The sequence below is a fragment of the Paenibacillus pabuli genome (assembly GCF_039831995.1).
GTDB classification, from domain to species: Bacteria; Bacillota; Bacilli; order Paenibacillales; family Paenibacillaceae; genus Paenibacillus; species Paenibacillus pabuli_C.
In genome coordinates, this window is sequence record NZ_JBDOIO010000003.1 from 1,309,179 (window position 1) to 1,335,396 (window position 26,218).

Sequence of the window (26,218 nt, forward strand, 5' to 3'; positions counted from 1 at the left end):
TTGTGCAGACCTAATGAAGCCCTCTTGCATTCTTAGCCACAATCGACAAATAATCAGCAGCCGTCAGCAGAGGCTGTTTATCCTGATTGGTCAGACTGATAATCAGTGCTCCCTCCATTAAAGAGATGACCAAAAGACCCGTTTCTCGTGCTTTCTCCTCACCAACGCCCTCCATCATCAGATGTTTCGTAATGATGTTCTGCCAATTAGCGAATACACCCTGACATGCCACACGCAGTTGATGACTGATACAGGAAGTCTCCACGGCTGCCCAAAAGCTGAATGGCAGAAAACCCGTGAAACCAGCCGCTTCCGTTTCATCAGCCATGTCATGAATAAATCGCTGAATGGCATCCCCAGTACTCTCATGAGCTGCAAAGGTATCCTCGAATTTCTGCATGATGTGTTCATTGGCTTTCTGGATGCACTCGTGTGCGAGCTCTTCCTTGCCGTGCGGAAAATAATGATATAACGATCCTTTAGGCGTACTACTCTCCTTAATAATCTGATTAAGACCGGTCGCATGATATCCTTGTGAAAAAAACAGTCTTGCCGCTGTGCTGACGATTTGTTCTTTAGCATTAGACTTTTCACTCAATGGAGCCACTTCCTTAATCTGAATTATAACAATCGGTCTACATAATTAAACCCGTTTCCAGTAGTACTGTCAATAACTTTATCAAATAAATGTTATGAAAACGTTAACAGTTTATTCTCTTCATATTAAACATGGATGGAGCAGCAAAATGACTTGATCATCCCTAAGAATATAAAAAGACGGCTTATCGCCGCCTTGATCTCTGAATCTAGTATGACTGCTCGTATACAATCTCTGAAACATCAACATTCCGCTTACTTGCCCACACGTCCTGTACATACCATCCCTCAGCTTGAAGCCGCCTAAGCCATGATTTCATTTGATTGAGAACAAAATCAGACCTACCTCTATTCTCTTACAGCATTTATAACTTGCCTGCATTATTCCAAGCCTCGGCGTTCAGCTCGCTATTCATGCTAACTGCCGCCAACGCGCCCAGGGACGCAGCCGTGATCGCCTGATACATCTCCGATGCAGCATCTCCCGAACTAAAGACACCGGGTACGGACGTTTTGGCGAACTCATCCACAATAACTGTCCCCGACTCGGTTACTTCACATCCCAGTTTTTGAGCCAGATCCGAACCGATAACAAGCTTGGGTGCAAAGAAAATGCCTGTACACTCCACTTTATTGCCGTCTTCCAGCACAATTTGCCGAACCATTCCGTCCTCCGATTCAATGGACTGAATAGGTGAGTCCATTACAGGCACCTGATGCAGCTTCAACTCTTCCCGCTGTTCATCCGTCAATCCATCCGGTCCATTCGTGCATATCGTGAATCGGTTCGTCCAACCCGATATTATTTTGGCCATGTGTACAGCTCTGTCGCCACTCACGATGATGCCAAGTGATTGATCCCTTAACTCCCAGCCATCACAGTACGGGCATACAAAGGCACTCTTGCCATATACCTCGGACAGTCCGGGAATGTCGAGAGGCTGGTCTTTTTTACCGACTGCAAAAAGAAGCTTCCTACCTATTACTACCTGGCCTTCTGCCGTTGTCACTTCAAATGAACCTTCCGTTCCTGTGACGGCAGCAGCTGTGTCCTCCATGATATGTACAGAAGGATAGGCGAGGATCTGCTCTTTGGCAATTTGGCGAAATTCACTTGGTGTTGCACCGTCTCTTGTCAAGAAACCGTGAGTTTCACGAGTCACTTTATTACGCGGTCGCCCATCATCGATAACTACAACATCTTTTCTGGCTCTTCCGAGTACCAGTGCAGCATTTAAACCGGATGGTCCCCCGCCTATAATAATTACATCTACTACTTTCTTCATTTTAAACATCCTTTCCAGATACTTAAAGTCTTTAATTAACTTAAAAAAATGGTCCTTCTCTTCATACCATATCGATTAAAACAATCTAACCTGACAACAACAAACCAGATAGGCTATAATAAAGAGACTGAAATTAAAATCAATTAAAATCAATTAAAGATCCCTTATGTCTACAATAAACCCTCACTTCCAAATACGCAAGCATATTTTTCACATTTTTTATCGTATTTTTGTTTTTTTCATGACTTCTGTAGCACAGAAATTCAATTTTAACAATTAAAAAAAACCTTGTTTTTAAATTGTTCACAATCAATTGACAGTATTTTTAAACTAAAACGTGTTTTAATTCACATAGTAAACTAAATGCTATAATAAGGTACGAGATATATAAGTATAGATATAGGAAGTGAGCATTTGAAAACATTGAATAAGGGTTCTCAACCCAAAATTGAACTAGAGTATAGCTCCATTCCGAAAGTATTCTTCGATACGATCAAAGTCGGAATCATCAAGTCCAATCTGATCGCCATGCTCGCTGGTTTGTGTCTAGCATTGTATGTATTTGATGCATCATTCATAGCCAACATTGTGCCGATCATACTGTCTGTAATCGGTTCCTCCCTGATCATCGGGGCTGCTGGCGTGTTCAACAACTTGTACGATCGGGATATTGACGCCATTATGGAACGCACAAGAACGCGTCCGACCGTTACGGGTCAGGTCGATACCAAGACCGGACTGATTCTGGGGATCACCATTACGGTGCTTGGGGGCATTCTATTGTATATTGCCTCACCTTCAGCAGCAGTATTTGGTATCCTGGGGTTACTGCTTTATGTGTTCCCATATACCATGTGGACGAAACGTACTACGATATACAATACAGAAGTAGGCAGCTTGTCCGGCGCCGTTCCTCCGCTGATTGGTTGGGCAGCAATCTCACCTGAACTCGGACATTTTGAAATCTGGGCTTTGGTGGTTACCATGCTCTTATGGCAGATGCCACACTTCTACGGTATTGCGATCCGCCGATTTGACGAATATAAGGCTGCTGGTGTCCCCATGCTTCCTGTCGTTAAAGGCATCAGACGCACGTATATTCAAACGAATGTCTATCTGGTATTGTTACTGCTCTCCAGCTTTTTATTCTGGCCGCTGAGCCCGTTTGTGGCGATTGTAGCCTTCTTGGTCAGCTTGGCATGGCTCATTCTTAGCGTGGCAACCTTTGATCGCCAAGAAACCAAGAAATGGTCACATAAAATGTTCATTTTCTCCATTAATCACATCACGATTGTTTTTCTGGTGATCATCGCCTATTCCCTGATTGCGCAGCTGCTCAGATAAAGAGAATAAACAATCAATCATGAATACAACAAGAACAAGCCGTACAGATAAACTCTTATTGAGAGTTACACTGTACGGCTTGTTTATTGTTTATTCGGAATTCATCCCACTTTCACAGGTGCCTGCTCTCCCTGCCATAGCAATTGCATTTCTTCATTGGTCGCAAGCAGCTCGTTCAGGCTTCCTTCGGCTTCTATTCGTCCTTCTTTTAATACAATGATATGATCAGCCTTGGCAAGTGCTGCGCGTCGGTGTGAAACAGCAATACATGTCACATTTTGCTCGTTGGATAACCCTTCCCATACCAGCTGTTCCGTTTCCACATCCAGTGCACTGGACAGATCATCGAAGATAAACAGATCCGCTTCAGTCATTAGCATCCGTGCCGTAGCTGCACGCTGAATCTGTCCACCTGACAGCATTACACCTCTTGGACCAACGGCTGTCTCCAGTCCCTGACCGAGATGTTCAATATCCTTTTTCATAACAGCAAGGCGAATGGCACGCGCGAGCGATTCGCCTACTCTGCCCTTTTTGCCTTGTACAATGTTTTCCTTCAATGTATCACTGAACAATCGGGGGACCTGGGGAGTGTAAGCCGCACGAGGCGGCATCAAGAAGGTCGCCGGATCAACCTCTTCCCCGTTCCATCGAATACACCCCTCCTGTTTCGGCAATAATCCAAGCAGTGTTCTCACCAGCGTTGATTTCCCCGATCCGATTCGTCCGGTAATCACAATAAATTGTCCGCGTTTCAGCCTGAGGTTAATTTTTTGAATCCCATTTAGAGAATTAGGATATTGGTATGTCAGATTGCTGACTTCCAGTTCCCTAAGTTTATCATCCTTGCCTCTCTGTAATTCAACTGGTTCCGGCGGGTCCTCATACAGATAGATCTGTCTGGATTCGATAATGCAATCTTCCTCACCAGGACGAAACAGCTTTCGCATGCGGTCAAAGGAGACCTTAAGCCGTTTATGCTGGAATACCATGTACCCAAATAAGGAAATGCTAAAGCCTATATTTGCAAGATACGATGTAAACAAGGCAAAGTCACCTACCGTGAATTGTCCGGTTCTCATTTCGGCTGCACACATCAACAGGATTAGCCCCGTACAGATACTGAGCACATGCTGATTCAGGGATCTCATCCACTGTTTGAACAGATTATCCCGCAACGCTGCTTGACGTCGATCCTCATTCAGTTGATTAAACCGTGCCGAAACATGCTGCTCCGCCTGCCCCAGTTTCAAAGCCTGCACAGCACCAAATGTTTCTGCAATAAAACTGGTAATACGCCCTGTCGCTTCCCGATTTTTCTGGGCATATTTACGCGCGCGATTCCCTGACAGATTATTAAGCAGAGTGACCACAAGTAATGGCATAACAGCAACCAGTGTGATTTTCCAGTTGATGCTCGCCATAATGGCGATGGATACAATCGCAAATACGAGCCTTCCCCAGAAGTCTACCCAGGATTCAACATACTCGACAACTTCGTCCACATCATCACGAAAGCGACTCATCGCTTCTCCGGGTGAAGCCGGAAGGTTACGCCCAGGCCAGCGCATAATGCCAGCCAGCATATTGGTACGAAGAATGGCCTGAATGTGAAAGACATATGTAATCCATGCATAGAAAGCGGCGAAGAATGTTCCCACTCTGGCTAACCTTATTAGTGCAATAAATATTAGCGGAACTGCCAGCCAGAGGTAATCACTGGAGCCGATCGTGGCCCGGTCAAAAAACCACTGCATCCCAATGCCAATAGCTAATGGCAAAGAGTGAAATATGCACCACAACAAGCCGTTAATCATGAATAATACAGATCTGAACCGAAACAGCCGTCCAATAAATCCTGCTACATTCATGCAAGTTCCTCCTCTCTGCCAGTCATTCGCAGCCGTGCATAATGTGAATTTGGATTATTGGCCAGTTCTTCCCTAACACCAAATTCCAATATCCGGCCATCTCCGAGTACCATGATCTGGTCTACCTGTTCAAGCGTAGCCAGGCGATGGGCAATAATAATTCCGGTGCATTGTTTCATCAACTGGTTAACAGCCGACTGGAGCAACTGTTCTGTAGCCGCATCCAGACGTGAGGATGGTTCATCTAGAATGACCAGACTCGGCTCGGTCAGAAATACTCGGGTTAAGGCAAACAACTGCGCTTCCCCAGCGGACAAGGACGAACCACCCGCAGTCAAATGAGTATCCAGCCCTCCTGGCTGGGTATCAATCCATTGACGCAGACCAAGCCGTTCCGTCGTTTCCAGAATCATGTCATCCGACACCTCTGGATTGAACAGCGTCAGGTTATCCCGCAGCGTGCCATCGAACAGCTGAACATCCTGCGTAACCATGCCTACCCGTCTGTATAGCGCCTTCATGCTAAGCTCGGAAATATCCTTGCCGCCAACGCGGATAACACCGTGATCCAGATTATACAAACGAAGCAGTACCCGACTCAGACTTGACTTCCCGCTGCCTGTGCGACCGATAATACCAAGCCTCTGTCCAGGCTTAATCTCAAAGTTGATATCCCGTAAAACAGGCTTATCGTGGTTATAGCTAAAGTGTACATGTTCAAATTCCAGACCAAGCGCTCCATCGGGCAGCTGATCTTCATCTCCGTCTTTGATTTCGCTGCTCAGAGCAAGCAGCTCCCTCGAACGAAGCATACCGGATTTCGCTTTTTGAAACTCCTGCACCTGATCGCCCAGCATCTCAATCGGATCATTCAGCATCTGGGTATATTGATAGATCAGAAATAAGGTACCAAGGCTGATTGCCCCTTGCATAAAATAATGAACCCCCAGCAAGAGGACTGCTGTAACAGCAATGGCAAACAAAATTACGGTGGTATTCCACGGAATTACGCGGAGCATCCAGGCTCTCCGGCCTTTCAGGAATACAGTCCGCATTAATTTGTAGAACCGATTCATAACATACGGCACGTGCCCGTTCGCCTGTACATCCTCAATTCCGGCAATACGCTCTTCGATCATGCCGAACAGGGATGCACTTGCTTCACGCTCATTTTTGGAAGATTGTACGCCAAGGTTACGGATAAATACCATAAATAAAATCGATAATAACGTAAACACGGTCATGACGATTGCAATGGGTAAATTCACTGTGAACATAAACCCAAGTATGCCGGCAAGCAATACAAAACTCCCGATAACCTGAACAATAAACATGGCGAAGAAGTTTGAAATGCTCGTTACATCTCCATCGACACGTTCAATCATCTCCCCGGGTGTTTTCACATTGTGGAAACGCATATCCAAATGAAGACAATGTTTCAGCAGATCTCCCCGCAGCTGGTTGGTTGCCCGCCACGATACATCATTTCCAAAATAACTGACCGCCACCGTGATCAACTGATTACATACAGCAACGACCAGAAAGATGCCTGAGAGCTGAATCAGACTTGTGAGCATTCCGCCACTAGCGGCTGTATCGATAAACCGCTTGATGATCTGCGGATTCAGCAGCTGTAGGCCGGTCGAAGTCAGCAGCATCACCAGCAGCAAAACAAGCCGCCCTTTTACAGGTTTCAGGTAACGCAAGAGCCAGGTCATGGACCTTTTTTCATGTTTAGGCATGCTGCCCACCCCTTTACGTCTATTTAAATTCTTTTTTCAATGAACTGGTCATCTTGCTTTTCATGGCTAAGACGAATCATGCAGCACAGCATAAACAACCCTATTCTGAACCCGAACATCTTTTTCAACATGATTTTTTACCATCTTGTGTTTTCCCAACCCTTCTGGCAATCTTCCCGGAACCGTTGTACCCATTGCTCGGATATCTCGTCTGCAATGGGGTCAAAAGCCGGAGGCGAAATGGTAACGTCAACAGATGAAACATCCAAGTACTCCAGCACCTCCCGGACGGTCTCCTCGTAATGTTGTATAAAATCCTCGTATACAATCGTTAAAGGAACGATGCCCGACTCAGAAAGAAAATCTTCTATTGCAGCTTCACACATACTGCTCTCAACAAGCAGATGTTTAATAGCATCAAAATGGTATTGGTCTGCAATATTTTGCTGTCCAGCCTGAGCACCATGCTGTCGATGCCACTCACCTGAAACAATGGCCCGCCACCAGGACACAGCCAATCTCACTTTGTTCCGACGTGTCATGTAAATATGCTTCGTGCAGTTAGGGAAACCGGTACTCCATACTTCCGCCCTCGGCGTTTCGGGTGGCAAGTGATACAGGCAGCGAATGGCATCGATCCAACGTTGTTCAAAATTGATCTTGATACCGAATACGCCATTCGGCGTTGTTCCCATCTCCCAGATCTGCTCCAGATCTGCACATTTCAATGTTTCTGGACTCTTCTGTTGAAAATGCAGCCATTCACCGGGTTTGCCTGCTATGCCTGTTGAACTTAATGCTTCACTGAGCAGTGTACTGCCTGTGCGTTGGGAAAACCAAATCGTATAACTTTGAGATGGTTGCTTCATACGTTTACCTCTCTTTCTTCCCTCAGGATATAAAATGAATAGAAGCTAATAGCCTATAAGATCTCCTTTCCATGTGAACCAATGGGCGGAATGCATGCAAAAAAGCCATAGATGAACTGATGTTCATCTACAGCTTTGTATCAACAAGAGAACCATATGAAATCAAAATCGTTTCCCGGATTTCTCCTCTGCATCGCAATAATGAATAGCGTCCACAACAGGGGCTGCACAAGCACGACTGTCCACACGCTGACATTATTCCTTCGGGCAGTACCTATGCACATGCTTATTCAGTTATTGATCTCAAATCCCCTAATGGCATGAACATCGTTATCTACCCACCCGTTACACATATTTGTTGTTTATTGTATTCGCTCAACCCTATAACGTCAAGAACATTTTTACTGAACTGTTATTTCCTACATATTGATCATCATATGCGTTCAGATTAACGATCATCCCCCAGATTAGGAATCGTTCTGAACACAAACGTATCCATTCTTCCTGGAATAGTTAACGTTATCTAACCATTGAAAGTTGCCGTTTCTCAAAAAAAGACGCTGGTAAGGACACCAAAAAAAACCGCTAACTTATCTATAATAAGTAGCGGCGTCAACATTTTTTTAGACAAATCACGAACGATGGATTTGTTTCTTAATGTAAAACGTCTCCATCACTTGCATAATCGACTCGCTTTTAATAGGTTTGCTTACATAGGCATCCATGCCGGCCTTCAAGCAATTATCCATGTCCCCTCTTACGGCATTTGCAGTAACCGCGATAATGTATGGGCATGCTTCAGGGTCCACAAGTTCCTTAATTGCTTTGGTTGCTTCAAATCCATCAAGCCGCGGCATATGCACATCCATAAATACGATATCATATGCATTGCGTTTGACAGCTTCAACAGCCTCCACGCCGTCCACGACATGATCTACAAAATGTCCCTTTTTCTCAATCATCCGGCTAAGGACAAGCTGATTGACCTCATTGTCTTCCGCAATCAGAATGCGTAGGGGAGTACTTCTGTTCTTTTTTTGAAGTTGATCAAAAGAGTTGCCACTTTCATCGTTGTTTAATTTGAAAGAGGCTGTAAAAATAAATGTTGTACCAGGTTCATCCGATTCCTCGATCCAGATATCACCCTGCATTAACTCTACCAGCTTCTTGCTGATTGCCAGCCCCAGACCGGTCCCTTGAGGTTTACGGGTCATAAAGTTATCCAACTGGTAGAACGGCTCAAACAATTGCTGTCTTTTCTCTGCTGGAATCCCTATACCCGAATCCTTCACCTTAAAATGCAGAAGCATAGTATTGCTGCACTGCTCCTTAACCCCGACTTCAATTTCCACGCTGCCCTCTGGCGTAAATTTGACCGCATTGCCGATGATGTTGGTAAGTACTTGTTTCAAACGGTAAGCATCGCCATAGAGCGGAGTCGGGATGGCCTCATCCAGACATAAACGAATATCAAGCTCCTTTTCACGAGCAAGTGGTTTCACGATCTGCACGGTCTCTGTCACGATTTCTCCAAGATCAAAAGGATCGTCTACCAGATCGGTTTTACCTGATTCAATTTTCGAGAAATCCAGAATGTCATTAATGATGGCCAATAAGGAATCTCCGCTCTTCTGAATAATATGAATATATTCCTTTTGCTCCCCGCTAAGTCCTGGGGTATCCAGAAGTAAGTCCGTCATACCGATGACCCCGTTCATGGGTGTACGAATTTCATGGCTCATCATCGCCAAAAATTCACTTTTGGCCTTGTTCATTCGCTCGGCTGTCTCTTTGGCTACCAGCAGCTTTTTCTGTTCCGTAATATCTTTTGCAATCAGATAGAACCCGACATTGGTCTTGTTGATAATGATCGGAGCAAGCGTAGCGAGCACTTCTGTCTCACTACCATCCGTGTGGCGCACGGCGTTAATTTCCTTTTCAGCCAGCTCGTAGTTGCTGCGTAGGATCAAACCTAGATTAACAACCCCAATAAACCTGCTTATGCTTGTACCAATCATATCTGCCACAGGACAACCCGTCATCTTCACCGCAACAGGATTGGCATTCATGATGTGGCCGTCCATGTTAAATGAGATAATGGCATCATGATTGTATTTCTTAAGGGAAGTGTAACGTTCCACGGATTCCTGCAGCTTAAATTCGATGAGTTTCCGTTCGGTGATGTCCTGCAATGTGCCATTTAACTGTACCGGCTGGTGATGTTCATCAAACGTAAGCAGCCCGCGCAAATGAAGATATTTCTCACTTCCATCAGAGCGTATGTGTTTGTATTCGAAATCAAGGGGTTCCCCTTGCTTAACCCAACTGATTCTTTCTTGCAAGGCTGCTGCTTCCGCGGGATTCATCACCCTAAGAACATCCCTTGCCCGGTAGCGTTTATGTGTGCGTTCAAGCTCAAAAATCTCATGCACCTGATCTGAAATGGCAATTTGGTCGTTGACCATATCCCATTCCCAACTGCCAATCATCGCAATGCGTTCAGCCTCTGCACTGATGTCTTCATGTTTCTTTCGTTCAGATATGTCTCGTCCAACGGCTAGTATCTGCCGTTCTTGCTCAGCATCCTCAATAATCTTGTATGTGGTCTCGAACCATAGATAATGTCCATCCTTATGGCGAACTCTGACATTCAGCATATTCCCTTTAGTCAAATCCATGTGTGAGATCCCTTCCAGATCTACCGGATGGAAATATGCATTGTTATTCTGCCCAATGATGTCTTCTGGAGAGTAACCCAGCAGATCTTGAACCGAAGGAGAGCAGAATCGGCAAACCCCTTCGAAATTGGCAATGTAGATGATCTCCTGCGCATTATCCGAAATCAGTTTGAACATCTCTTCACTGTGCAGAAGTTTTTGTTCAGACATTTTACGATCCGTGATATCTACGATATGACAAATGAAATATAACGGCTCTTCTGTTGTTTCATCCCGAGCCAAGGATATATGCAATGAAATCCAGAGTACATCACCACTTTTTTTGATGTAGCGCTTTTCGTATTTGTACTCTTTGGACCTGCCTTCAAACAAGTCGCAAGCATAGATTACATCCTGCGGGGAGTCATCCGGATGGGTAATATCCTGGTAACTGAGATTCATTAACTCCTCACTGGTATAGCCCATCATGCAGCAAAATGAAGGGTTTACTTTCATCCATTGACCTGACGGAGCAACGAGTGCAATTCCAATAGGTGCTTGATTATAAATCTGCTCGAACAATTCATGATGGTCGACCTTTTGAACCTGCATTTTAAGCTCTCCTTTTGAAATATATACTCAAGTGATAGATTGTCGAAATTTCAAAGTTTACTGAATAGTATCCGTTCAACAAGGAATAGTCGGTTTAAAACCACAATACCTGCTTAATACCCAGTATTTTAGTTGCTGAAACATCTCTTTTCAAGAGATTTGTGTCTTCTAAAATCAAACAAGGCCTGAATTCCATGCACATGGAATTCCCGACCTTTGTCGTTAAGTATCATTATAAGTCATATGCTGCACCGGAGCCTTGAGTAAAATCTGTCAGTGCTCGCGCCCAACAATATAATCCAACAGATGCTTCAGAAAAGGAATACGCTTCGGCATTTCGGCAAGTGCATCGGTTGCGAGACAATAATGTTCCCACATTGCCTTTTTCGCTCCATTCTCCCCAAGTATGGAAACGAAGGTTGAATTGTTGTTGCGTACATCCTGCCCGGCTGGTTTGCCAAGCACAAGATTATCCCCTTCGAGATCCAGCAGGTCATCCTTGATTTGAAAAGCGATGCCCGCATGATAGGCAAATTTCTTCAAGGAGGCGATTTCCGAATCCTTGACCTGTGCCAGAATAGCTGGCATGACGAGTGCTGCCTCAAAGGCAATGCCTGTTTTGTAGAAACAGATCATATTCAACTGCTCCAATGTCAATGCTTTCCCTTTGGAGCTCAGGTCCATTGCCTGCCCCATACACATGTCTTCAGCTTTTTCAGCCGAATATCGAATCAGGCTCAGCACCGTTGCGGAATCGAATTGACTGAGTGAGGATTGTTCTCCAATGGCTTTCTGGATAAGAAATAGACCTGTCAATTCAGCTGTGGCACTGTTATGCACCTGATGCAAGGTTGAACGCCCCCGCCTGGTTGAAGCATTATCCTGTGTGGGCAGATCATCAAAAATGAGGGAAGCGGTATGCATATATTCCAGTGATCTTAATAGCGGAACGATCGACGCTTCTGTCAGCCCATACTCTCGCACACCCATAACCCAGGTTAAAATGGGCCTCAGCCGCTTACCGCTCCCCTGCAGGCTGTAATTGGCTGCTTCAATCAGCGTTTCTTTCATTTCCGGAATATCATTCGGTTTGGAAATTTGAATTTCCATGTTAATCTGCTCACGAACCGTTCGAACGGTTTGAATAAAATCTTCTTTTTCCTTTTTGTCATTTTGCAGATGGACAATAACCTGATCTCTAAGCAACTTATCGAGAAAATCCACGTCATCCGCTTTTCGAACCATTTGTTGAATGAGATGGTTAAATTCGGGCTGGTCCGAAGCAAAGATGTCCATAATTTCATTATATTTCACTGGGCCCAGTCGTTCCCTGCTGCGCTTAAGGCCGTTAATTGCACGATCCAATATGACTTCACGTGTCTTCGCATCCGAATCATATACGCCATGGATCAAGTGAGAGATTACTGTCCAGTACAGCTCATACGGATTAATTAAATCAGGACGCAGATCCCGGTACTTCAAATAATACGTATATGGGGTCACTGCCCCCTCTTCCATGTCGTCAAACATATCAGCAAAATCATCTGCCAGTTGATTGTAAATGCCATAATAGAACGTGCGGAGATCAAAGCCTTCATCCTCTGAAGCGCTCAGAACGGAACGAACGATGAGCCTCGATGAAGATGACTTGATAATAATTGGGATATAGAGCTCTTCATTGGTATAGTTCGCATTGGTGAGTTTCTTCGCCCGGTCCAGCTCCTGGGATTGAAAAAACACATAGGATTGCTCGAAAAAGGTTCGCTGCATCTCAGGACGCTGATAATTCTTGATATATTCAAATGCCTCCCGCAGCTCCGAGTGAACATACCGAATGACGTCCTGGTTCTCTCCGTCCCACTCACCAATGTCAGGTACAATTCCTGTGAGCAGTGCCTCCCGAATCATCAGGGAATACTGTCCCTTCTCCTGCGTAGTCAGTGCCTGTGAATCCAACAGGTCGTCAATAAATGGATAGGTTAACCCGTATGAATACCCCAATCTGATGGCTGCATCAAATCTCTTCGAGCGTTCCGGGATGGGCGTCGTCTCATCCAATTCATCATTCACATGCAGAACAACACCAAGAATGATCTTAATAAGCTTGCGTTGTGCCTGCTCTGCGTCCAACTCCTTCGGAATATTTGAAGCGACGTTCTTAAGTTTCTGAATCAGCCAGATTACGGCAGTTTCCACGTTTTCCTTCTGAGCCCAGCGATACAGTGCCGCCAAGCTGATAAAATCGGGCTGTTCTTTACGCTTGGCTCCATCCGTACGCATGAAGTACTTCTTCGTATCTTGCGCAACACGCTGTATGCGGGCCTGCGTCTCGGGCGCATCCAGCGCCTTGCCAAGATCTCTCATGTAAATATAGGAGATACTGCGATCCAGGTAATCATCCAGTTTACCTGTTACGTTAAGCCAGTGGATATATCTATACACATCCCGGGAATCGGGTTTTCTTTTGCTTCGTGATATCAAGGGTAACCATGAAAATCGATGAATGTGTTTCTTTTGCCATAGATGAATATCCTGTGTAAGAACCGTTGTATAAGTATTATTTACTAGCTGCTCATGAAGAGTTGTAAAATACTCGGCTGCCTTATGCTCGGCTAACTGATATCCTGCCTCGGCATGATCTATAAGTGCGTTATTCATAGGATGGATACCTCAACTTCTATTAATGTTAAACATGTATCCATGAGAGGAGTATGAGGGTGCTCCATGGACGAAAACTGTTGGAATTCATGCTGTATCAAATTCGCCAGCTCATGTTCATAACCTATATACGGTGATTAGACCATTTGGTTACGAAATGTCACGGTCACTCCACTGACCCTTGCTTTATAGAATAGAAGCCCACACTTTCACGGCTGTCACGGCAATGAGAACAATTAAACCATAACGGAGTACACTTACATTAATCATTGAACTGACCCTCGAACCAAGTGACGCCCCAATCAGACTCCCCATAACGGTATAGATGACTGGCTCGATCGGAATGTCTCCGCCACTGATTTTTCCAATTACTCCACCAATCGCGGATATAAACACGATGGCCAGGGACGAGGCAATCGTTGTTCTCGTAGGAATACGGAGCACCGTCAACATGATCGGAATCATAATGAATGCACCGCCTGCGCCAACAATACCCGAGACAATGCCCACTGCAAAGGCCGCGCCAGCAGCAATCCATCGATTAAATTCCACAACATCAGAATAATCTTCTGTACCTCTTCCTGGAATCAACATGAGGACAATCGCTATAATCGCCAATATGCCGTAGATCAAGTTAATGACATCTCCATCCAGATGACCGGATATGATACCTCCGATCAGGCTGCCGATGAGAATGCTGGTGCCCATGTAAGCCACAAGCGCTCTATTCACCAGAGCGTGACCATCTCTTGCCTTCTTCTTCTTTCTCTGAAATGCAACTACACCTGCCAATGAGGCAAAGAATACCTGAAACATGCTGATGGCCGAAACCTCATGTGCAGTAAATGGCTCGAGTCCCATTAGTGAGGGAACATACAGCAGCAGCGGGTAGTTAATAATAGCTCCACCAATACCCAGTAAACCGGAGAAGAAGGAACCGACCAGACCCAGTATAAACATGATGATAAAAAGCAGAACATCCATCGGTAATTCTTCCTTTCTTGCATTAAAAAAACCTTGTCAAAAAACTGTATACGCAGCAAAATTTATCGGCTATAATAAAACCAAGTAAATTAATCAGAAATGAGTGATTAAGCATGCTTAATCTGTTCAAGACTCTTTTTGAAAATAAATGCCCTCACTGCAACGAAAAATTGCATGTGTGCAGTGATTCGCTCTGCTCCACCAAGACTTGTACCCAGTGCAATTACAAAGAAGAAAGCTACGGATCTCTCGGTGTACGCATCGTGTATGACACCACAAAATGATAAAAACGTCCCTGCTCATTGTACCACGTCTCCGCTGGATCGATAAGCGGTAAGCGCCTGGGAGCAAGTAAAATTGAATAATTCCATAAAGCTGAAATATAAAAAGGTGCTAAACGAATTACATCGTTGGCACCTTTTTTGCTGAACATTTAAATTTCGGCTCATTAATTTCCTAGTCCGCTTAACGGATCTTTTAAATTATTGATATTATTAATCAGTTCCGGAATTCCGGTCTTTTCCCAGTTCTCCGCCGTAAAGCCCTGCTCTGCTATGGTGGTCTCGAAACGATCCACGACTTCGGTTAACTGATTGTTGTAGCTGACCAAATTTTCATGAATGCTCTCACCGATGGCCGGTGCGGTAAGCTGCGAGAATTCACTCGCTTCCGCTTGGATCTGATCAATTTTCGTCTGGATCTGCTCGGTTATCTGAGGATTGTTTACGGCTTCCGATGCAAGCTGCTGAAGTTCTGCGCCAGCACTGGAAACCTGCTCGATATAGTTCGTTGCTCCGCTGACGTAGTTCAAACTTTCGTTTGCCTGCTCTACAACAGAACAAGCCGAAATGATAGAAACACTTGCAGCAATAAAGCCTGCCATGAACAGCGTTTGCCTTCGTTTACGTAAAATCATGAGCATCTTCCCTTCCTGATATCAGAAGTAATTTACCTAATTGAATGATAGCTGTTCCGCATACCCGAATGCAAATCGGTCTGCACTCATAGGATTGAACATGTATAATGGAAGAATCACACGGTAAAGGGATGTCATGAATATGCTTCAGGCTTTGAATCAGCGCTTGAACCGCATCATGCCACTGATTACTCCAATCAGCATTATCATTGGCGTACTTTGCGGAACTTTTCTTTCTTCGTATACTTTTTTATCACCCTGGCTTTTTGCATTTATGACGTTCGCAGGAAGCATCAGTCTCGGATTTAGGGATTTTCTGAATGTTCTGAAAAAGCCTTTTCCCCTGTTTGTTTGTCTGTTCATATTGCATTTGGCGATGCCTCTGATCGCACTGGGTATGGGACATCTGATTTTTCCGATGGACGCTTATACGATAACCGGACTTGTTCTAGCAGCCGTGATTCCGACAGGTGTAAGCAGCTTCATCTGGGTTAGCATTTACCGCGGCAATATCGCTCTAACGTTATCCATTATCCTGATCGATACCATGCTGGCCCCATTTGTCGTTCCGGGTGTTCTTTCACTGCTGATCGGGACCAGCGTTACGCTGGATATGGGAGCTATTATGAGCAGTCTGTTTTGGATGATCGTCGTGCCATCTTTGGTCGGCATGCTGCTGAATGAATGGACCAAAGGAGCCATTGTTCCGGTGTGGGGACCAAGACTCAATCCATTCTCCAAGTTGTTTATGGCAGTAGTTGTTGCTATTAATGGATCGGTTGTTGCTCCTTATCTCGCCGATTTCAACTGGAGACTGGCAGGTCTTGCGGCGATCATCATTTTCCTGGCTTCCTTTGGCTATGCACTTAGTTATTTCATTGCAAGATTGCTGGGCTGGAGTGAGGCTGACCAAGTGGCACTCGTTTTCAATGGAGGCATGCGCAATATCAGCGCGGGAGCGGTGCTTGCTGTATCCTATTTCCCACCTCCCGTCGCTGTGCCAGTTGTTCTCGGGATGGTTTTCCAGCAAATGCTGGCTTCCCTGACGGGCTATCTGCTCGGACGTCACTCGCAGCTGCTGCAAAATGCAGATAAAACGTCAGCAGCCTAAGAACGTAAACAAAGAAAAACGCCAACAACCGTTGGCGTTTTTCTTTGTTTCAATATGATGTTTTTATTTCGGTTGAATGTATCCTTCCGCTTTGAGCAGCTCAGCAATCAGGACAGCGCCGCCTGCAGCACCGCGCAATGTGTTATGAGACAGTCCGACGAATTTGTAATCATACAGGGAGTCTTCACGCAGTCTGCCTGTTGATACGCCCATTCCACGCTCAATGTCGCGATCGAGCTTCGTTTGCGGTCTGTTTTCTTCCTCGAAATACGTAATAAACTGTTTCGGTGCACTTGGCAGTTCCAGCTCTTGCGGACGCCCTTTGAATTGCAACCAACGCTCCAGAATTTCATCTTTGGAAGGTTTTTTCTCAAAGTTGACAAATACCGTAGCCAGATGCCCATCCGTTACCGGAACACGGATACATTGCGTCGTGATGAGTGGAGACGAAGCTTTCACAATCTCATTGTTTTGCACGCTTCCCCAGATGCGGAGTGGTTCCTGCTCACTCTTCTCTTCTTCGCCACCAATGTATGGAATCACGTTATCCAGCATTTCAGGCCAGTCTGTGAAGTTTTTCCCTGCTCCTGAAATGGCTTGGTACGTGGAAGCAACCACTTGAGTCGGGTTGAACTCACGGAGCGCATGCAGTGCTGGTACATAGCTCTGGATGGAGCAGTTTGGTTTAACTGCGATGAATCCGGTTTGGGTGCCCAGACGTTTACGCTGTGCTTCAATCACTTCCAAGTGCCCTGGGTTGATCTCTGGAATGACCATAGGTACATCGGCAGTCCAGCGGTGAGCCGAGTTGTTGGAGACAACCGGAGTGCCCGTTTTGGCGTAAGCTTCTTCCAGTGCTTGAATCTCATTTTTTTTCATATCTACGGCACAGAAAATAAAATCAACCTGGCTCGCGAACGCTTCGACCTGAGAAGCATCCTGTACTACGATTTTTTTCACCGCTTCAGGGATGGGAACAGCCAGTTTCCATCTGCCTTGAACCGATTCTTCGTATGTTTTGCCTGCCGAGTTGGCACTTGCCGAAATAGCTGTTACTTCAAACCATGGATGACCATTCAGCAGATCTACAAAACGCTGGCCTACCATCCCTGTTCCTCCGACAATACCGACTTTCAATTTTGCTGTCATATCATCATCAATTCCTTTCGGTGTGAGTTCAACATTAGTTATTTTCATTCCTGCATTGGTTGCTGGGACTCATGATTCTTCCCTTAGTAAACACTATTCAGGTGAATCCAAAGCGTGTAGTCAACACCCCTGGAAAAACCAAAAAATCCCACCCCTAAGACAGAAGTCTCAGGGACGAGATTGAACACTCGTGGTACCACCCAGATTCGCCGGTATGTCGCCATATCAGCCTCTTCGAGTTAAGGATACAACACACCTAACCAGGGGTCATAGCCATACTCCAGCTCTGTAACAGGAGCTCCTGTCACACCATCCCTTATTTTGATAAGTTCCGATGTGCTGCTCTGAGTCTTTATTCAATAAAAATCCTTTACCCCTTTTCAGCTGCCGGGGCTCTCTGAGAAAGAATACTTTTATTTACTCATCTCTTCGTCGCATTTGATATTGCGATTATAATATCAAAGTTACCATTGCGAAGTAAACATATTTTTTATAATTTGCTGCAATTGGATATTTATTTACTACGTTTTAGTGACAAAAGCATTCGTTACCAGGAGGCCAAGCCTGCAGTATACGTAGATCACCAGATTCTACCGGATGGATTGATGCTTAAACATTCCGTAATTTACCCCCACTGCGTCGCAAGCTGCTTGAGGTATGGGGATAGTACCTGCTCCAGCTCCTTGCGCATGAGTCCAATCTCCAGAATAGCATGAATGTAACCGAACTGATTGCCAATATCATAACGGCGGCCCTCAAGCTCAAGAGCGAGCAGCTCCTCTATCTGGCTCACTTCTTTTAACGCATCCGTTAATTGATATTCTTCTCCTGCGCCCCTCTCGATCTGATCCAAAATGGGAAATATGGACGGTTTCAGAATATAACGGCCCATCACGGCAGTTCTCGATGGTGCCTCCTCCATTGCAGGCTTCTCCACGAGATTGGTAATCCGATGAACCCGGTCCTCCGCCCCCTCTGAATCGATAATCCCAAATAACCCTTTCCATCTCCTTGGAGAATGAGAAAGGGTTATTGGCTATAATACTCATTTAATTTGCAATTCTAAGCTCGTATGGTAAGTATATTGTCCAAATGCTCAATCCAATAATGTTGCTCATCTACAAGCATTGTTTCCCAACCTAGATCAACAGCAGGCTTCAGGTTTTTCATTTGATCATCTACAAATATAATACGAGTGCTAAAGTCCATATGAGATTGTACAATTTCATAAATTTCCCTATGAGGTTTGCAGAATCCGACCTGATTCGAAATGGTAATGCTCTTCGTGTACTTTTCGATCGTCAGCAATATCGGTTTAACCCACTCATGGCAATGATTACTTAGCAGATGTATATCAGCGTGCTGACTCCATCGTTCAAGATAATTCATCGCAGGTAATGTTTCTGTCGTGCGCTTCAGCAAATCATAAGCATAGGTTTTATCGACCTTGGGGTATTGCGATTGCAGCCAGATCCAGAATTGTTCCTCTTTCAATTGTCCTGTCCAGAGGTCTTTCCGAATAGCGCTCAGTTGTTCGATGAATATAGTAAAAGTCGTGCCTGCATGACCTGCAAGCTCTTGCCAAAATGAAGCGGACAGGTTCGTAATCAGAACTCCCGCTAAGTCCAACACAAGCTGAGGTTTATTTTCCATTCCTTCACCTCTGTTAAGATCGACTTTTCTCGTAAATGTTCCCGCACCACCATCCCTAACCACACTAACTTTCCGGTTTCCATGACTGTATCATCGTATGATTGGCATCGATGGCATGGACATTGCTGAACGTCTCCATGAGACCAAACTCCGATTCACTTTGAAAGGCTGCTGGCATTTTCACGATAAACGTATTAGTATTCCTTTCACAGGCTAACACTTGCACACCATTAACATGTTTCCATCCGGATCCTGAAAGTTGAACCAGTGATCATGCTCAATGGGTGTCGTTATATTAACATCCTTGGATTGCATGAACGCATAGGCTTCCTCAATATCTTCCGTATCAAAATGGAATGCCGGCGTTTTGAACGTATGCTCCTCAGCATAAATTTTGCTATCCAGCACAATCCGTGTTCCATTCATCGGAACGATGTATAAGTGCCCAAACAGTATTTCGCCATCCGCAGGCAAGCCCAAGATGTCACAATACCAATCTCTCGCGCGCTCAACGTCACGGACGGGTATAAATACTGTGCCGATTTGATTCTAGAGGACTCATGCAAGTCCCTCCTTCTCTACGAACTCATCCTTGGTCAATCCAAAAAGGATCAGGTCAAGGTACTTACCGTTCGTATAAATGACCTTTCTTCGTACACCTTCCTGAACGCAACCGAGCTTTCTCATCATGGCTGCTGAAGGCTCATTCCCTTCAAGGACATAATCGTTAAATTTGTTGAGTCTTCTCTCGAAGAAGGCATACTTCAGCAGAATCCGAATGGCTCGCGTTCCAACCCCTCTGTCCCGATGATCCCGATCGACCTGTATGCCAATACTAAATGTGCCGTTCTTTTCATCTATACTGTTGATGTTAGCGCCGCCAACGTACTCTCCATGCAAATCCTCAATCGAGAACATGATACGTCCGTGCGCAATGGAGAAATTGGAGAATGTCTCTGTAAAATGTTTGGCTTCGGCAAACGTCGGCGGCAGTTCCACTGCACATTCCAGCAGACGACGAGCAGGTGTATCAAAACGGTTATAATAATGAGCTTCCCAATCTTCCTCGCGCAGAGCACGCAGCCTGATCTGCTCGTCCTGCCAAAAGTAATGGCTATAGTCCATCTCTCTCATCTCTTCATCCCCATTTCCCGTCAGTTCGTCCTTGCCATCATCTAATGAACTAAACCAATAATAACCCAGATTGTGGAATTAGCGGTAGATTCTTTTTCACATGAAGTGAACGCCAAACAGCCCCCAAAGCAGAACATTCTGCCAGGAGGCTGCTATTTAATTTGTGTACAATGAACCGCGCGAATTATTCCGAATATTGGGGCTTAGTCACGCGATCAGGAACCGATTCATCGAAGACATCCTGACCTGGATAATCCCGCACTTCTCCTTCATGAAGCTCATGGTTCTCATAATCAAAACGATGGGCGGATCGCTGATCCACTCGCCACGGCGAACTCTTTCCAAGAGATTCTGAAAGTAACGATGAGCCGTAAGGGCCTTCCGGAAACTCCTCCAGTGCCAGGTCATTCCGCTGCGACTCCACCGTAGACAGATCAGTATATTCGCGCCGTTCTTCCTGCAAAAACTTGTCCTTCATCGTTCGTCCCTCCATATCCGCTTTGAGGTATCCAAGGCACGTCTATTTTGAGCGAAAACCATGCCATTTATGCATAATCCATGAAAAACACTGCGTTTTATGCATTGATTCATGCGATGAATCCGTGCTGTGTTCTCTCGTCATCATTTACGTATCGATATGAACAAAACAAAAACAATAAGGCCTATACCACAGATGATCGTATCCCTTTTGGACCATACCAACAGAGTGGAACGTACGCCAAGCATGGGGTTTTCCCGTACTTTCCGCATTTCCATGGCGATCGTCATCTCTTCCGCTCGCTGCAATAACGACATTAATAAGGGGATAACCATCGGACCTAGATCCCGAACCCTAACCGTGTTTGGCTTCAAGGCAGCTTTACCGCGTGACCTGACAATAAGGGAGAATCGCTGCCACTCGCTCCAGATCATGGGGATAAACCGGAAGATCAACGAAACGGCAAGCGCAAACGAAGCAACGGGCAGCCTGATCTTCTTACCCATGCCCAGCACCCAGTTTAATCCTTCCACCATTCGGCCATATGGCGTAGTTAATGAAAACCAGAGGCTCGCCAAAGTAACGATAAACAAACGATACACATTCAGGAGTGTTGCCTCTGCCTGAAGCAAGGAAAATCCGAATCGGAGACTCCCTCCTTCTGTATCAAGCGTTGTTCCGGATAAGGCTGTCGATATGATGAAAAACAGCAATAATGGTTTCATTAGCTTCACGCAGCCTGCCAGAGTCTGACGAGGCAATACACATAGAGCCAAAATGACCGGTACCAGTGTGAGGGACAAACCGAGCCAGCGGTGCTGCAGCATGGCTGCAGTCACGAGCAGAATGTACAGCAGCCATTTGAGACGCGGGTCCATATTATGATAAATGTCTTTGGATGGAAGCACCGCTTGGGCTTCAATGGAACGCTCCACTTTTATTGAATCATCCTGGCTCGCTTCACTGGTCTCTTGCACACTTCTCTGCTCCACCCGCTGGTGAAGCTTATTCGAAGCAACAAATGGGGACTGAGCAATACTTGCAGCCATCTCCTCTGGCGTCAATGCAGTGGGCAATTCGATACCAGCCGCTCTGAATTGCTGGGCAAGCCGCATGGAAGGCGGCAAACCGATCTCAGCCTCCTCCAGCAGCTCGGGTTGCAAATGAAGTTCCCTCGGTGTGAGATCCGCAATCAATCGCCCCTCTCGTAGCAAAAGAACACGATCCGCAACCGGCAAAAATGTATCCAGGTCGTGAGTGGCCACAACCGCTCCCTTGCCTGCATCCCGGTGCCGTTCAAGTACGTCAAGGAGAAGCAGCACACTCTGCGCCTCCAATCCGGCGCTGGGTTCATCAAGCAGCAGCCATTCAGGCATCGTTGCCGTCCCGAGCCCCAGGCCCAGCCTTCTTCGTTCACCCCCGCTCAGCGCAAATGGTGATCTATCCAGATTGAAACGCTGGTTCACCTCATCAGAACCCGTTGGCGGGTCCCATTGTACAAGAGCTTCGGTCATCTGATGTTTCTTTTGTTCATCCGATAATGGATAAGGGCGAAGGGAATAGGAGAACTCCCGATGTATGCTTCGGGCAAATAACTGTTGCTCCGGAAACTGGAATACCAATCCCATCTGCAGCAAAATCGATCGCGGTACCTTTCCATTTTGCCAGAAGGGTTCACCATTTAAGGTAATGTCACCTGCACTTGGCGGCTTGAGACCTGCTATCGTCTGTAAGAGGGTGGTTTTGCCGGATCCCGTGCAGCCCAGTAACAGGGTTATTTCACCGCTGTTAAACTGAATGGTAAGGTCCTGCAGGAGTGCCCGTGTTCCGGTTTCAGGTGCTGAAACGGTCAGGTGATCCAGTCCAATAGTCATCGGGCAGCCTCCTTCACCAGCTGCTCTGGTCGGAGCGGTGTGGCGGTTTGATCCAGAAAACCTTGCTGTTTGAGAAGGAGAGCGGTTTTTACGGTAAAAGGTGCATCCAGCCTCAGTCGCTCACAAGGTGTTTGTGCCCCAGCGATTGTTGCCGGAGAATCCGCGTCCGTATTTCCATAGAAAAATGACGAAGGTCCCCCATCATACACACATTGCCCCTGCTCCATAGCGATAATCCGATTGCTTAAAGTTGCTTCTTCCAAGTGATGCGTAATCCAGATGACTGCGGTTCCTTGCCGAACGACAGATTCTACAATGCTTTCTATTCGCTCTCTCGCTCCCGGATCCAGCATGGCTGTAGGTTCATCCAGAATAAGTACATCCGGCTCCGAGGCCAGGGCTACCGCAATATTAAGCAGCTGCTTCTGGCCGCCAGACAGACGAGATATTGCTGTTTCCGGGGGATGTTTAAGGCCCACCATATGTAAGGCATCTTCTCTACGCCGTAATTGTTCCTCTATGGAATCAACGAACGGCGACAGACTAAAATGAAATTCTTCCTCAATCGTATCTCCAAGCACCTGCGCATCAGGCTGCTGCAGCACTCCGCGAACGGCAAGCTCAGGAATCGTCTGTCTTGTTCCGCCTGATAGTTGTGTGAAGCCAATCAGCACTGCGGCCAGCGTGCTTTTCCCGCTGCCATTGGCTCCTACGATACTGATCCATTCTCCCGGATGCACGCTCAGGGAAACACCATCCACCGCCTTGCGAACTTGGCCGGATTCGGCCGCATAATGGACTCGTGCATGTTCCAGTTTAATTAGAGGCATAACGTCCTGCATCGAAATTTGGTCCTTTCCCTTTTGCTTCTTTTGTGGTACGATCCAAATCGTTAACCACCGTTTCTTGTTTTGGTTAACAATAAGATTACCAAAATCGAAAGGATTGTTCAATCATGAAGTTATCTTTACGCGGTATTGTATTCAGTGCACTCATGGCAGCTATACTCGTTCTTTTTGGTTACATAAGTATTCCCATCGGTTTCTCTCCCGTCCCCATTACGTTGCAGACGCTTGCCGTCATGCTGGCGGGAGGATTACTGGGCCCGTTATACGGTTTTCTAAGTATTGCTCTGGTCGTTATTTTGACTGCTCTCGGGTTCCCACTTCTGCACGGGGCCGGCGGCCTCGCCGTACTTCTGGGTCCAACAGGCGGATACGTCATGATGTGGCCATTCGCCGCCCTGCTCATTGGATTGCTGCTAGCACGAATCAAGCTGAGAGGAATCGGCGGTTATGTACTGGCATTTGTCGTGTTTGAACTGTTCGGATCACTGCTGATCTATGTCTCAGGCGTACCTTGGCTGGCTTATGCCTATAAAATGTCTCTTCCGGAAGCCATGATTCAAGGTTTCTATCCTTACATTATCGGAGATCTGATCAAAGCACTCTTTGCTGCGATCATTATCGCGCCGGTTCGTATGGTATTCCCGCCGCAGCGACTGACAGGTAATTTGAATTCGACCATTGTGAAGGCAGATTCCTAAGTAACACATAATCTAATAAATGCTCAAGCTAAAAAGTCGTTTCCGCGTGCATGAAGGTACTTACATCCACGCAGGTAACGACTTTTTAAATACAATAAGGAACTTAGCTAATGAATTGAATCATGAAGGTGATTCTTGCTCCCCAGCTCTAACGACCAGTTAGCGAACAGGAATCTTTTAACGTGATGTATATCCTGCATCCGCATGAATTGTTGTACCTGTCACATAAGAAGATGCATCGGATGCCAGCCACAGACTAGCTTGCGCAATCTCATCAGGTTGTCCGAAGCGATTTAGCAAACTGAGCTGCGGTGCATACTCTTCAGCCGTGAAGCCGAATTGATCCAGAGCACCACGCAGCATTGGCGTGTCGATCGCGCCTGGCGCAACCGTGTTGACACGGATATTGTGCGGTCCGTTCTCCATTGCAGCAACTTTGGTCATACCTACAACACCGTGTTTGGCAGCGACATAAGCGATATTGTTCGGTTGAGGACGGAATCCGCTCACAGACGAAATGTTAATAATGGATCCGCCCTTGCCTTGTTTCAACATCTGCTGAAGCTCATATTTCATGCAGAGCGCAGTACCTGTCAGGTCAACCGACATGAGGCGATGCCAGTATGCTTCGTCAAATTCCGCTGCTGGTTTATCATCCGGAGTCAGGGCGGCATTGTTCACGGCCACATCCAATTGTCCGTATGTATCCACTGCAAATTTAACCATAGCCTGTACTTCTTCGGTTTTGGAAATATCCACTTTCACGAAAGCGGATTCACCGCCTTCCGCACGGATTGCTTCCACAACAGCTTGCCCCTTTTCTTCGTTAAAATCGGCTACCACAACTTTGGCTTTGGCTGCTGCAAACAGTCTGGCTGTTGCTTCGCCCATGCCCATGGCTGCACCTGTTACGATTGCTACTTTTCCTTCCAAAACGGGAAATGTCATGATGAATACCTCCAATTTAATATGAATTCTAAACAATCCTCAATATATCGATATCATTACCCTTATTCAATCCGTAATATGCCCTTAACTGTATGTTACTGTACAGAACATGACATTCTGTTCATTAAGTTGCGTTATTATGACAATTCAACCATACTGTAAAAGAGGTGAATATAAGATGAACGTGCAGCTGGACAAGCGTATCCTGCGCTCCAAATCCGATATTAAACATACGTTTTTGCGTTTACTTCAGGATAAGCCTTTTCATCAGATCTCCATTTCGGAGATTGTAAGGGAAGCGAGTTATAATCGGGGAACATTCTATGCCAATTTTGCAACCAAAGAGGATCTGCTAGGTGAAATTATTCAGGAGGTTCTCGAAGAATTTGTTAATCAAATCAAGTATCCTTATCGGTACATAACGAGAGTAAACCTGAAAGAAATGCACACCGAGGACATCACGTTGTTTCTGTATTTGAAAGAACATGCCTCTATATATAAGCTGTTGCTTAGTGACCATATCCAGGTTGATTTTCGCTACCAACTGGCGAAGACGATCGAAGACCTGTTTGTCGCTGAATATGAATATGAGCTGGAGGAAGGATCACTGATTGATCCGAAATGGCTGTTCATCTACCGGGCTCACGGGGTTGCTGGACTGTTGATTCGCTGGATTGAAGAGGACTTCCCCACCACCCCTCAATATATGAGTACTCAAATTGTAGAATTAATGCTGCTGTCTACGGCAATTTTTCATGTAAAAAAGTAATTTCATAGATCTGCCTCAAA

22 protein-coding genes and 1 other annotated feature are annotated in these 26,218 nt (G+C 45.8%); of the genes, 4 read left to right on the forward strand and 18 right to left on the reverse strand.

All coding sequences use genetic code 11. The annotated features are described in order from the left end of the window. Positions 1–10: 10 nt before the first annotated feature. A complete protein-coding gene (locus tag ABGV42_RS07860) occupies positions 11–598 on the reverse strand; it encodes a TetR/AcrR family transcriptional regulator (protein WP_347381173.1) in 588 nt (195 codons plus the stop codon). Between the two features lie 364 nt (positions 599–962). Further along, positions 963–1,883 (reverse strand): NAD(P)/FAD-dependent oxidoreductase, encoded by a 921-nt coding sequence (locus tag ABGV42_RS07865; protein ID WP_347381174.1) that lies wholly within the window; start codon positions 1,881–1,883, stop codon positions 963–965. Positions 1,884–2,297: 414 nt separating this feature from the next. Between ABGV42_RS07865 and cyoE the strand changes: the two genes are divergently transcribed. After that, positions 2,298–3,227, forward strand: a complete 930-nt coding sequence (gene cyoE / locus ABGV42_RS07870) for a heme o synthase (protein ID WP_347381175.1) — start codon at positions 2,298–2,300, stop codon at positions 3,225–3,227. A gap of 101 nt (positions 3,228–3,328) precedes the next feature. Here the strand turns inward: cyoE and ABGV42_RS07875 are convergent, their stop codons facing one another. The 7 genes from ABGV42_RS07875 to ABGV42_RS07905 all read right to left on the reverse strand — a co-directional run bounded on the left by ABGV42_RS07875 (position 3,329) and on the right by ABGV42_RS07905 (position 15,536). Further along, positions 3,329–5,098, reverse strand: coding sequence for an ABC transporter ATP-binding protein (locus ABGV42_RS07875; RefSeq protein ID WP_347381176.1), 1,770 nt, complete (start codon positions 5,096–5,098; stop codon positions 3,329–3,331). Next, positions 5,095–6,840: an ABC transporter ATP-binding protein gene (locus ABGV42_RS07880; RefSeq protein ID WP_347381177.1), complete on the reverse strand. Its 1,746-nt coding sequence runs from the start codon at positions 6,838–6,840 to the stop codon at positions 5,095–5,097. Before ABGV42_RS07880 ends, ABGV42_RS07875 begins: the two co-directional genes overlap by 4 nt. 137 nt (positions 6,841–6,977) lie before the next feature. Continuing rightward, on the reverse strand, positions 6,978–7,709 hold the full coding sequence (locus ABGV42_RS07885; protein WP_347381178.1) for a Stf0 family sulfotransferase: 732 nt from the start codon (positions 7,707–7,709) through the stop codon (positions 6,978–6,980). A 632-nt stretch (positions 7,710–8,341) separates the two neighbouring features. Continuing rightward, complete coding sequence (locus tag ABGV42_RS07890) at positions 8,342–10,978, reverse strand: PAS domain S-box protein (protein WP_347381179.1); 2,637 nt, start codon at positions 10,976–10,978, stop codon at positions 8,342–8,344. 273 nt (positions 10,979–11,251) lie between these two features. Next, positions 11,252–13,636 carry a polyprenyl synthetase family protein gene (locus ABGV42_RS07895; protein WP_347381180.1) on the reverse strand — a complete coding sequence of 795 codons (2,385 nt, stop codon included), beginning with the start codon at positions 13,634–13,636 and terminating at the stop codon, positions 11,252–11,254. A 186-nt stretch (positions 13,637–13,822) separates the two neighbouring features. Beyond that, a complete protein-coding gene (locus tag ABGV42_RS07900; RefSeq protein ID WP_347381181.1) occupies positions 13,823–14,620 on the reverse strand; it encodes a sulfite exporter TauE/SafE family protein in 798 nt (265 codons plus the stop codon). Positions 14,621–15,068: 448 nt separating this feature from the next. Beyond that, complete coding sequence (locus ABGV42_RS07905) at positions 15,069–15,536, reverse strand: DUF6376 family protein (protein WP_347381182.1); 468 nt, start codon at positions 15,534–15,536, stop codon at positions 15,069–15,071. Between the two features lie 142 nt (positions 15,537–15,678). Here ABGV42_RS07905 and ABGV42_RS07910 point away from each other — a divergent pair, with 142 nt between their 5' ends. Continuing rightward, positions 15,679–16,647 (forward strand): bile acid:sodium symporter family protein, encoded by a 969-nt coding sequence (locus ABGV42_RS07910; protein ID WP_347381183.1) that lies wholly within the window; start codon positions 15,679–15,681, stop codon positions 16,645–16,647. 63 nt (positions 16,648–16,710) lie between these two features. Here the strand turns inward: ABGV42_RS07910 and asd are convergent, their stop codons facing one another. From asd to ABGV42_RS07950, 8 genes are all read right to left on the reverse strand, one after another. Continuing rightward, on the reverse strand, positions 16,711–17,796 hold the full coding sequence (gene asd, locus ABGV42_RS07915; protein ID WP_347381184.1) for an aspartate-semialdehyde dehydrogenase: 1,086 nt from the start codon (positions 17,794–17,796) through the stop codon (positions 16,711–16,713). A 167-nt stretch (positions 17,797–17,963) separates the two neighbouring features. Further along, positions 17,964–18,238: a binding site (T-box leader), on the reverse strand. Positions 18,239–18,421: 183 nt separating this feature from the next. After that, a complete protein-coding gene (locus tag ABGV42_RS07920; protein ID WP_347383174.1) occupies positions 18,422–18,829 on the reverse strand; it encodes a sugar phosphate nucleotidyltransferase in 408 nt (135 codons plus the stop codon). Between the two features lie 29 nt (positions 18,830–18,858). Further along, the gene (locus ABGV42_RS07925) at positions 18,859–19,449 is read right to left on the reverse strand and encodes an HAD-IA family hydrolase (protein ID WP_347381185.1); all 591 of its coding nucleotides are present in this window, start codon (positions 19,447–19,449) and stop codon (positions 18,859–18,861) included. A 213-nt stretch (positions 19,450–19,662) separates the two neighbouring features. Beyond that, a complete protein-coding gene (locus ABGV42_RS07930; RefSeq protein ID WP_347383175.1) occupies positions 19,663–19,992 on the reverse strand; it encodes a VOC family protein in 330 nt (109 codons plus the stop codon). Positions 19,993–20,007: 15 nt separating this feature from the next. Then, the gene (locus ABGV42_RS07935; protein ID WP_347381186.1) at positions 20,008–20,583 is read right to left on the reverse strand and encodes a GNAT family N-acetyltransferase; all 576 of its coding nucleotides are present in this window, start codon (positions 20,581–20,583) and stop codon (positions 20,008–20,010) included. Positions 20,584–20,767: 184 nt separating this feature from the next. Continuing rightward, positions 20,768–21,061, reverse strand: coding sequence for a hypothetical protein (locus ABGV42_RS07940; RefSeq protein WP_347381187.1), 294 nt, complete (start codon positions 21,059–21,061; stop codon positions 20,768–20,770). Between the two features lie 143 nt (positions 21,062–21,204). Then, positions 21,205–22,935, reverse strand: a complete 1,731-nt coding sequence (locus tag ABGV42_RS07945; protein ID WP_347381188.1) for an ATP-binding cassette domain-containing protein — start codon at positions 22,933–22,935, stop codon at positions 21,205–21,207. Next, on the reverse strand, positions 22,932–23,777 hold the full coding sequence (locus ABGV42_RS07950) for an ATP-binding cassette domain-containing protein (RefSeq protein WP_347381189.1): 846 nt from the start codon (positions 23,775–23,777) through the stop codon (positions 22,932–22,934). The genes ABGV42_RS07945 and ABGV42_RS07950 overlap by 4 nt, the downstream gene beginning before the upstream one ends. A gap of 113 nt (positions 23,778–23,890) precedes the next feature. On the opposite strand from ABGV42_RS07950, the gene ABGV42_RS07955 reads away from it, so the two are divergent. Further along, positions 23,891–24,481, forward strand: coding sequence for a biotin transporter BioY (locus tag ABGV42_RS07955; RefSeq protein WP_347381190.1), 591 nt, complete (start codon positions 23,891–23,893; stop codon positions 24,479–24,481). 177 nt (positions 24,482–24,658) lie between these two features. Here ABGV42_RS07955 and ABGV42_RS07960 read toward each other — a convergent pair whose 3' ends face one another. Next, entirely contained in the window at positions 24,659–25,429 is a 771-nt protein-coding gene (locus tag ABGV42_RS07960) for an SDR family NAD(P)-dependent oxidoreductase (protein WP_347381191.1), read from the reverse strand. A gap of 178 nt (positions 25,430–25,607) precedes the next feature. Here ABGV42_RS07960 and ABGV42_RS07965 point away from each other — a divergent pair, with 178 nt between their 5' ends. Then, complete coding sequence (locus ABGV42_RS07965; protein WP_347381192.1) at positions 25,608–26,198, forward strand: TetR/AcrR family transcriptional regulator; 591 nt, start codon at positions 25,608–25,610, stop codon at positions 26,196–26,198. The last annotated feature ends 20 nt before the right edge of the window (positions 26,199–26,218 follow it).

Coding starts and splice junctions, on each gene's coding strand:
- ABGV42_RS07865 (WP_347381174.1), bottom strand. CDS start 1,883: ATGAAGAAAGTAGTAGATGTAATTATTATAGGCGGGGGACCATCCGGT.
- ABGV42_RS07875 (WP_347381176.1), bottom strand. CDS start 5,098: ATGAATGTAGCAGGATTTATTGGACGGCTGTTTCGGTTCAGATCTGTA.
- ABGV42_RS07880 (WP_347381177.1), bottom strand. CDS start 6,840: ATGCCTAAACATGAAAAAAGGTCCATGACCTGGCTCTTGCGTTACCTG.
- ABGV42_RS07885 (WP_347381178.1), bottom strand. CDS start 7,709: ATGAAGCAACCATCTCAAAGTTATACGATTTGGTTTTCCCAACGCACA.
- ABGV42_RS07890 (WP_347381179.1), bottom strand. CDS start 10,978: ATGCAGGTTCAAAAGGTCGACCATCATGAATTGTTCGAGCAGATTTAT.
- ABGV42_RS07895 (WP_347381180.1), bottom strand. CDS start 13,636: ATGAATAACGCACTTATAGATCATGCCGAGGCAGGATATCAGTTAGCC.
- ABGV42_RS07900 (WP_347381181.1), bottom strand. CDS start 14,620: ATGGATGTTCTGCTTTTTATCATCATGTTTATACTGGGTCTGGTCGGT.
- ABGV42_RS07905 (WP_347381182.1), bottom strand. CDS start 15,536: ATGATTTTACGTAAACGAAGGCAAACGCTGTTCATGGCAGGCTTTATT.
- ABGV42_RS07910 (WP_347381183.1), top strand. CDS start 15,679: ATGCTTCAGGCTTTGAATCAGCGCTTGAACCGCATCATGCCACTGATT.
- asd (WP_347381184.1), bottom strand. CDS start 17,796: ATGACAGCAAAATTGAAAGTCGGTATTGTCGGAGGAACAGGGATGGTA.
- ABGV42_RS07925 (WP_347381185.1), bottom strand. CDS start 19,449: ATGGAAAATAAACCTCAGCTTGTGTTGGACTTAGCGGGAGTTCTGATT.
- ABGV42_RS07935 (WP_347381186.1), bottom strand. CDS start 20,583: ATGAGAGAGATGGACTATAGCCATTACTTTTGGCAGGACGAGCAGATC.
- ABGV42_RS07940 (WP_347381187.1), bottom strand. CDS start 21,061: ATGAAGGACAAGTTTTTGCAGGAAGAACGGCGCGAATATACTGATCTG.
- ABGV42_RS07945 (WP_347381188.1), bottom strand. CDS start 22,935: ATGACTATTGGACTGGATCACCTGACCGTTTCAGCACCTGAAACCGGA.
- ABGV42_RS07950 (WP_347381189.1), bottom strand. CDS start 23,777: ATGCAGGACGTTATGCCTCTAATTAAACTGGAACATGCACGAGTCCAT.
- ABGV42_RS07955 (WP_347381190.1), top strand. CDS start 23,891: ATGAAGTTATCTTTACGCGGTATTGTATTCAGTGCACTCATGGCAGCT.
- ABGV42_RS07960 (WP_347381191.1), bottom strand. CDS start 25,429: ATGACATTTCCCGTTTTGGAAGGAAAAGTAGCAATCGTAACAGGTGCA.
- ABGV42_RS07965 (WP_347381192.1), top strand. CDS start 25,608: ATGAACGTGCAGCTGGACAAGCGTATCCTGCGCTCCAAATCCGATATT.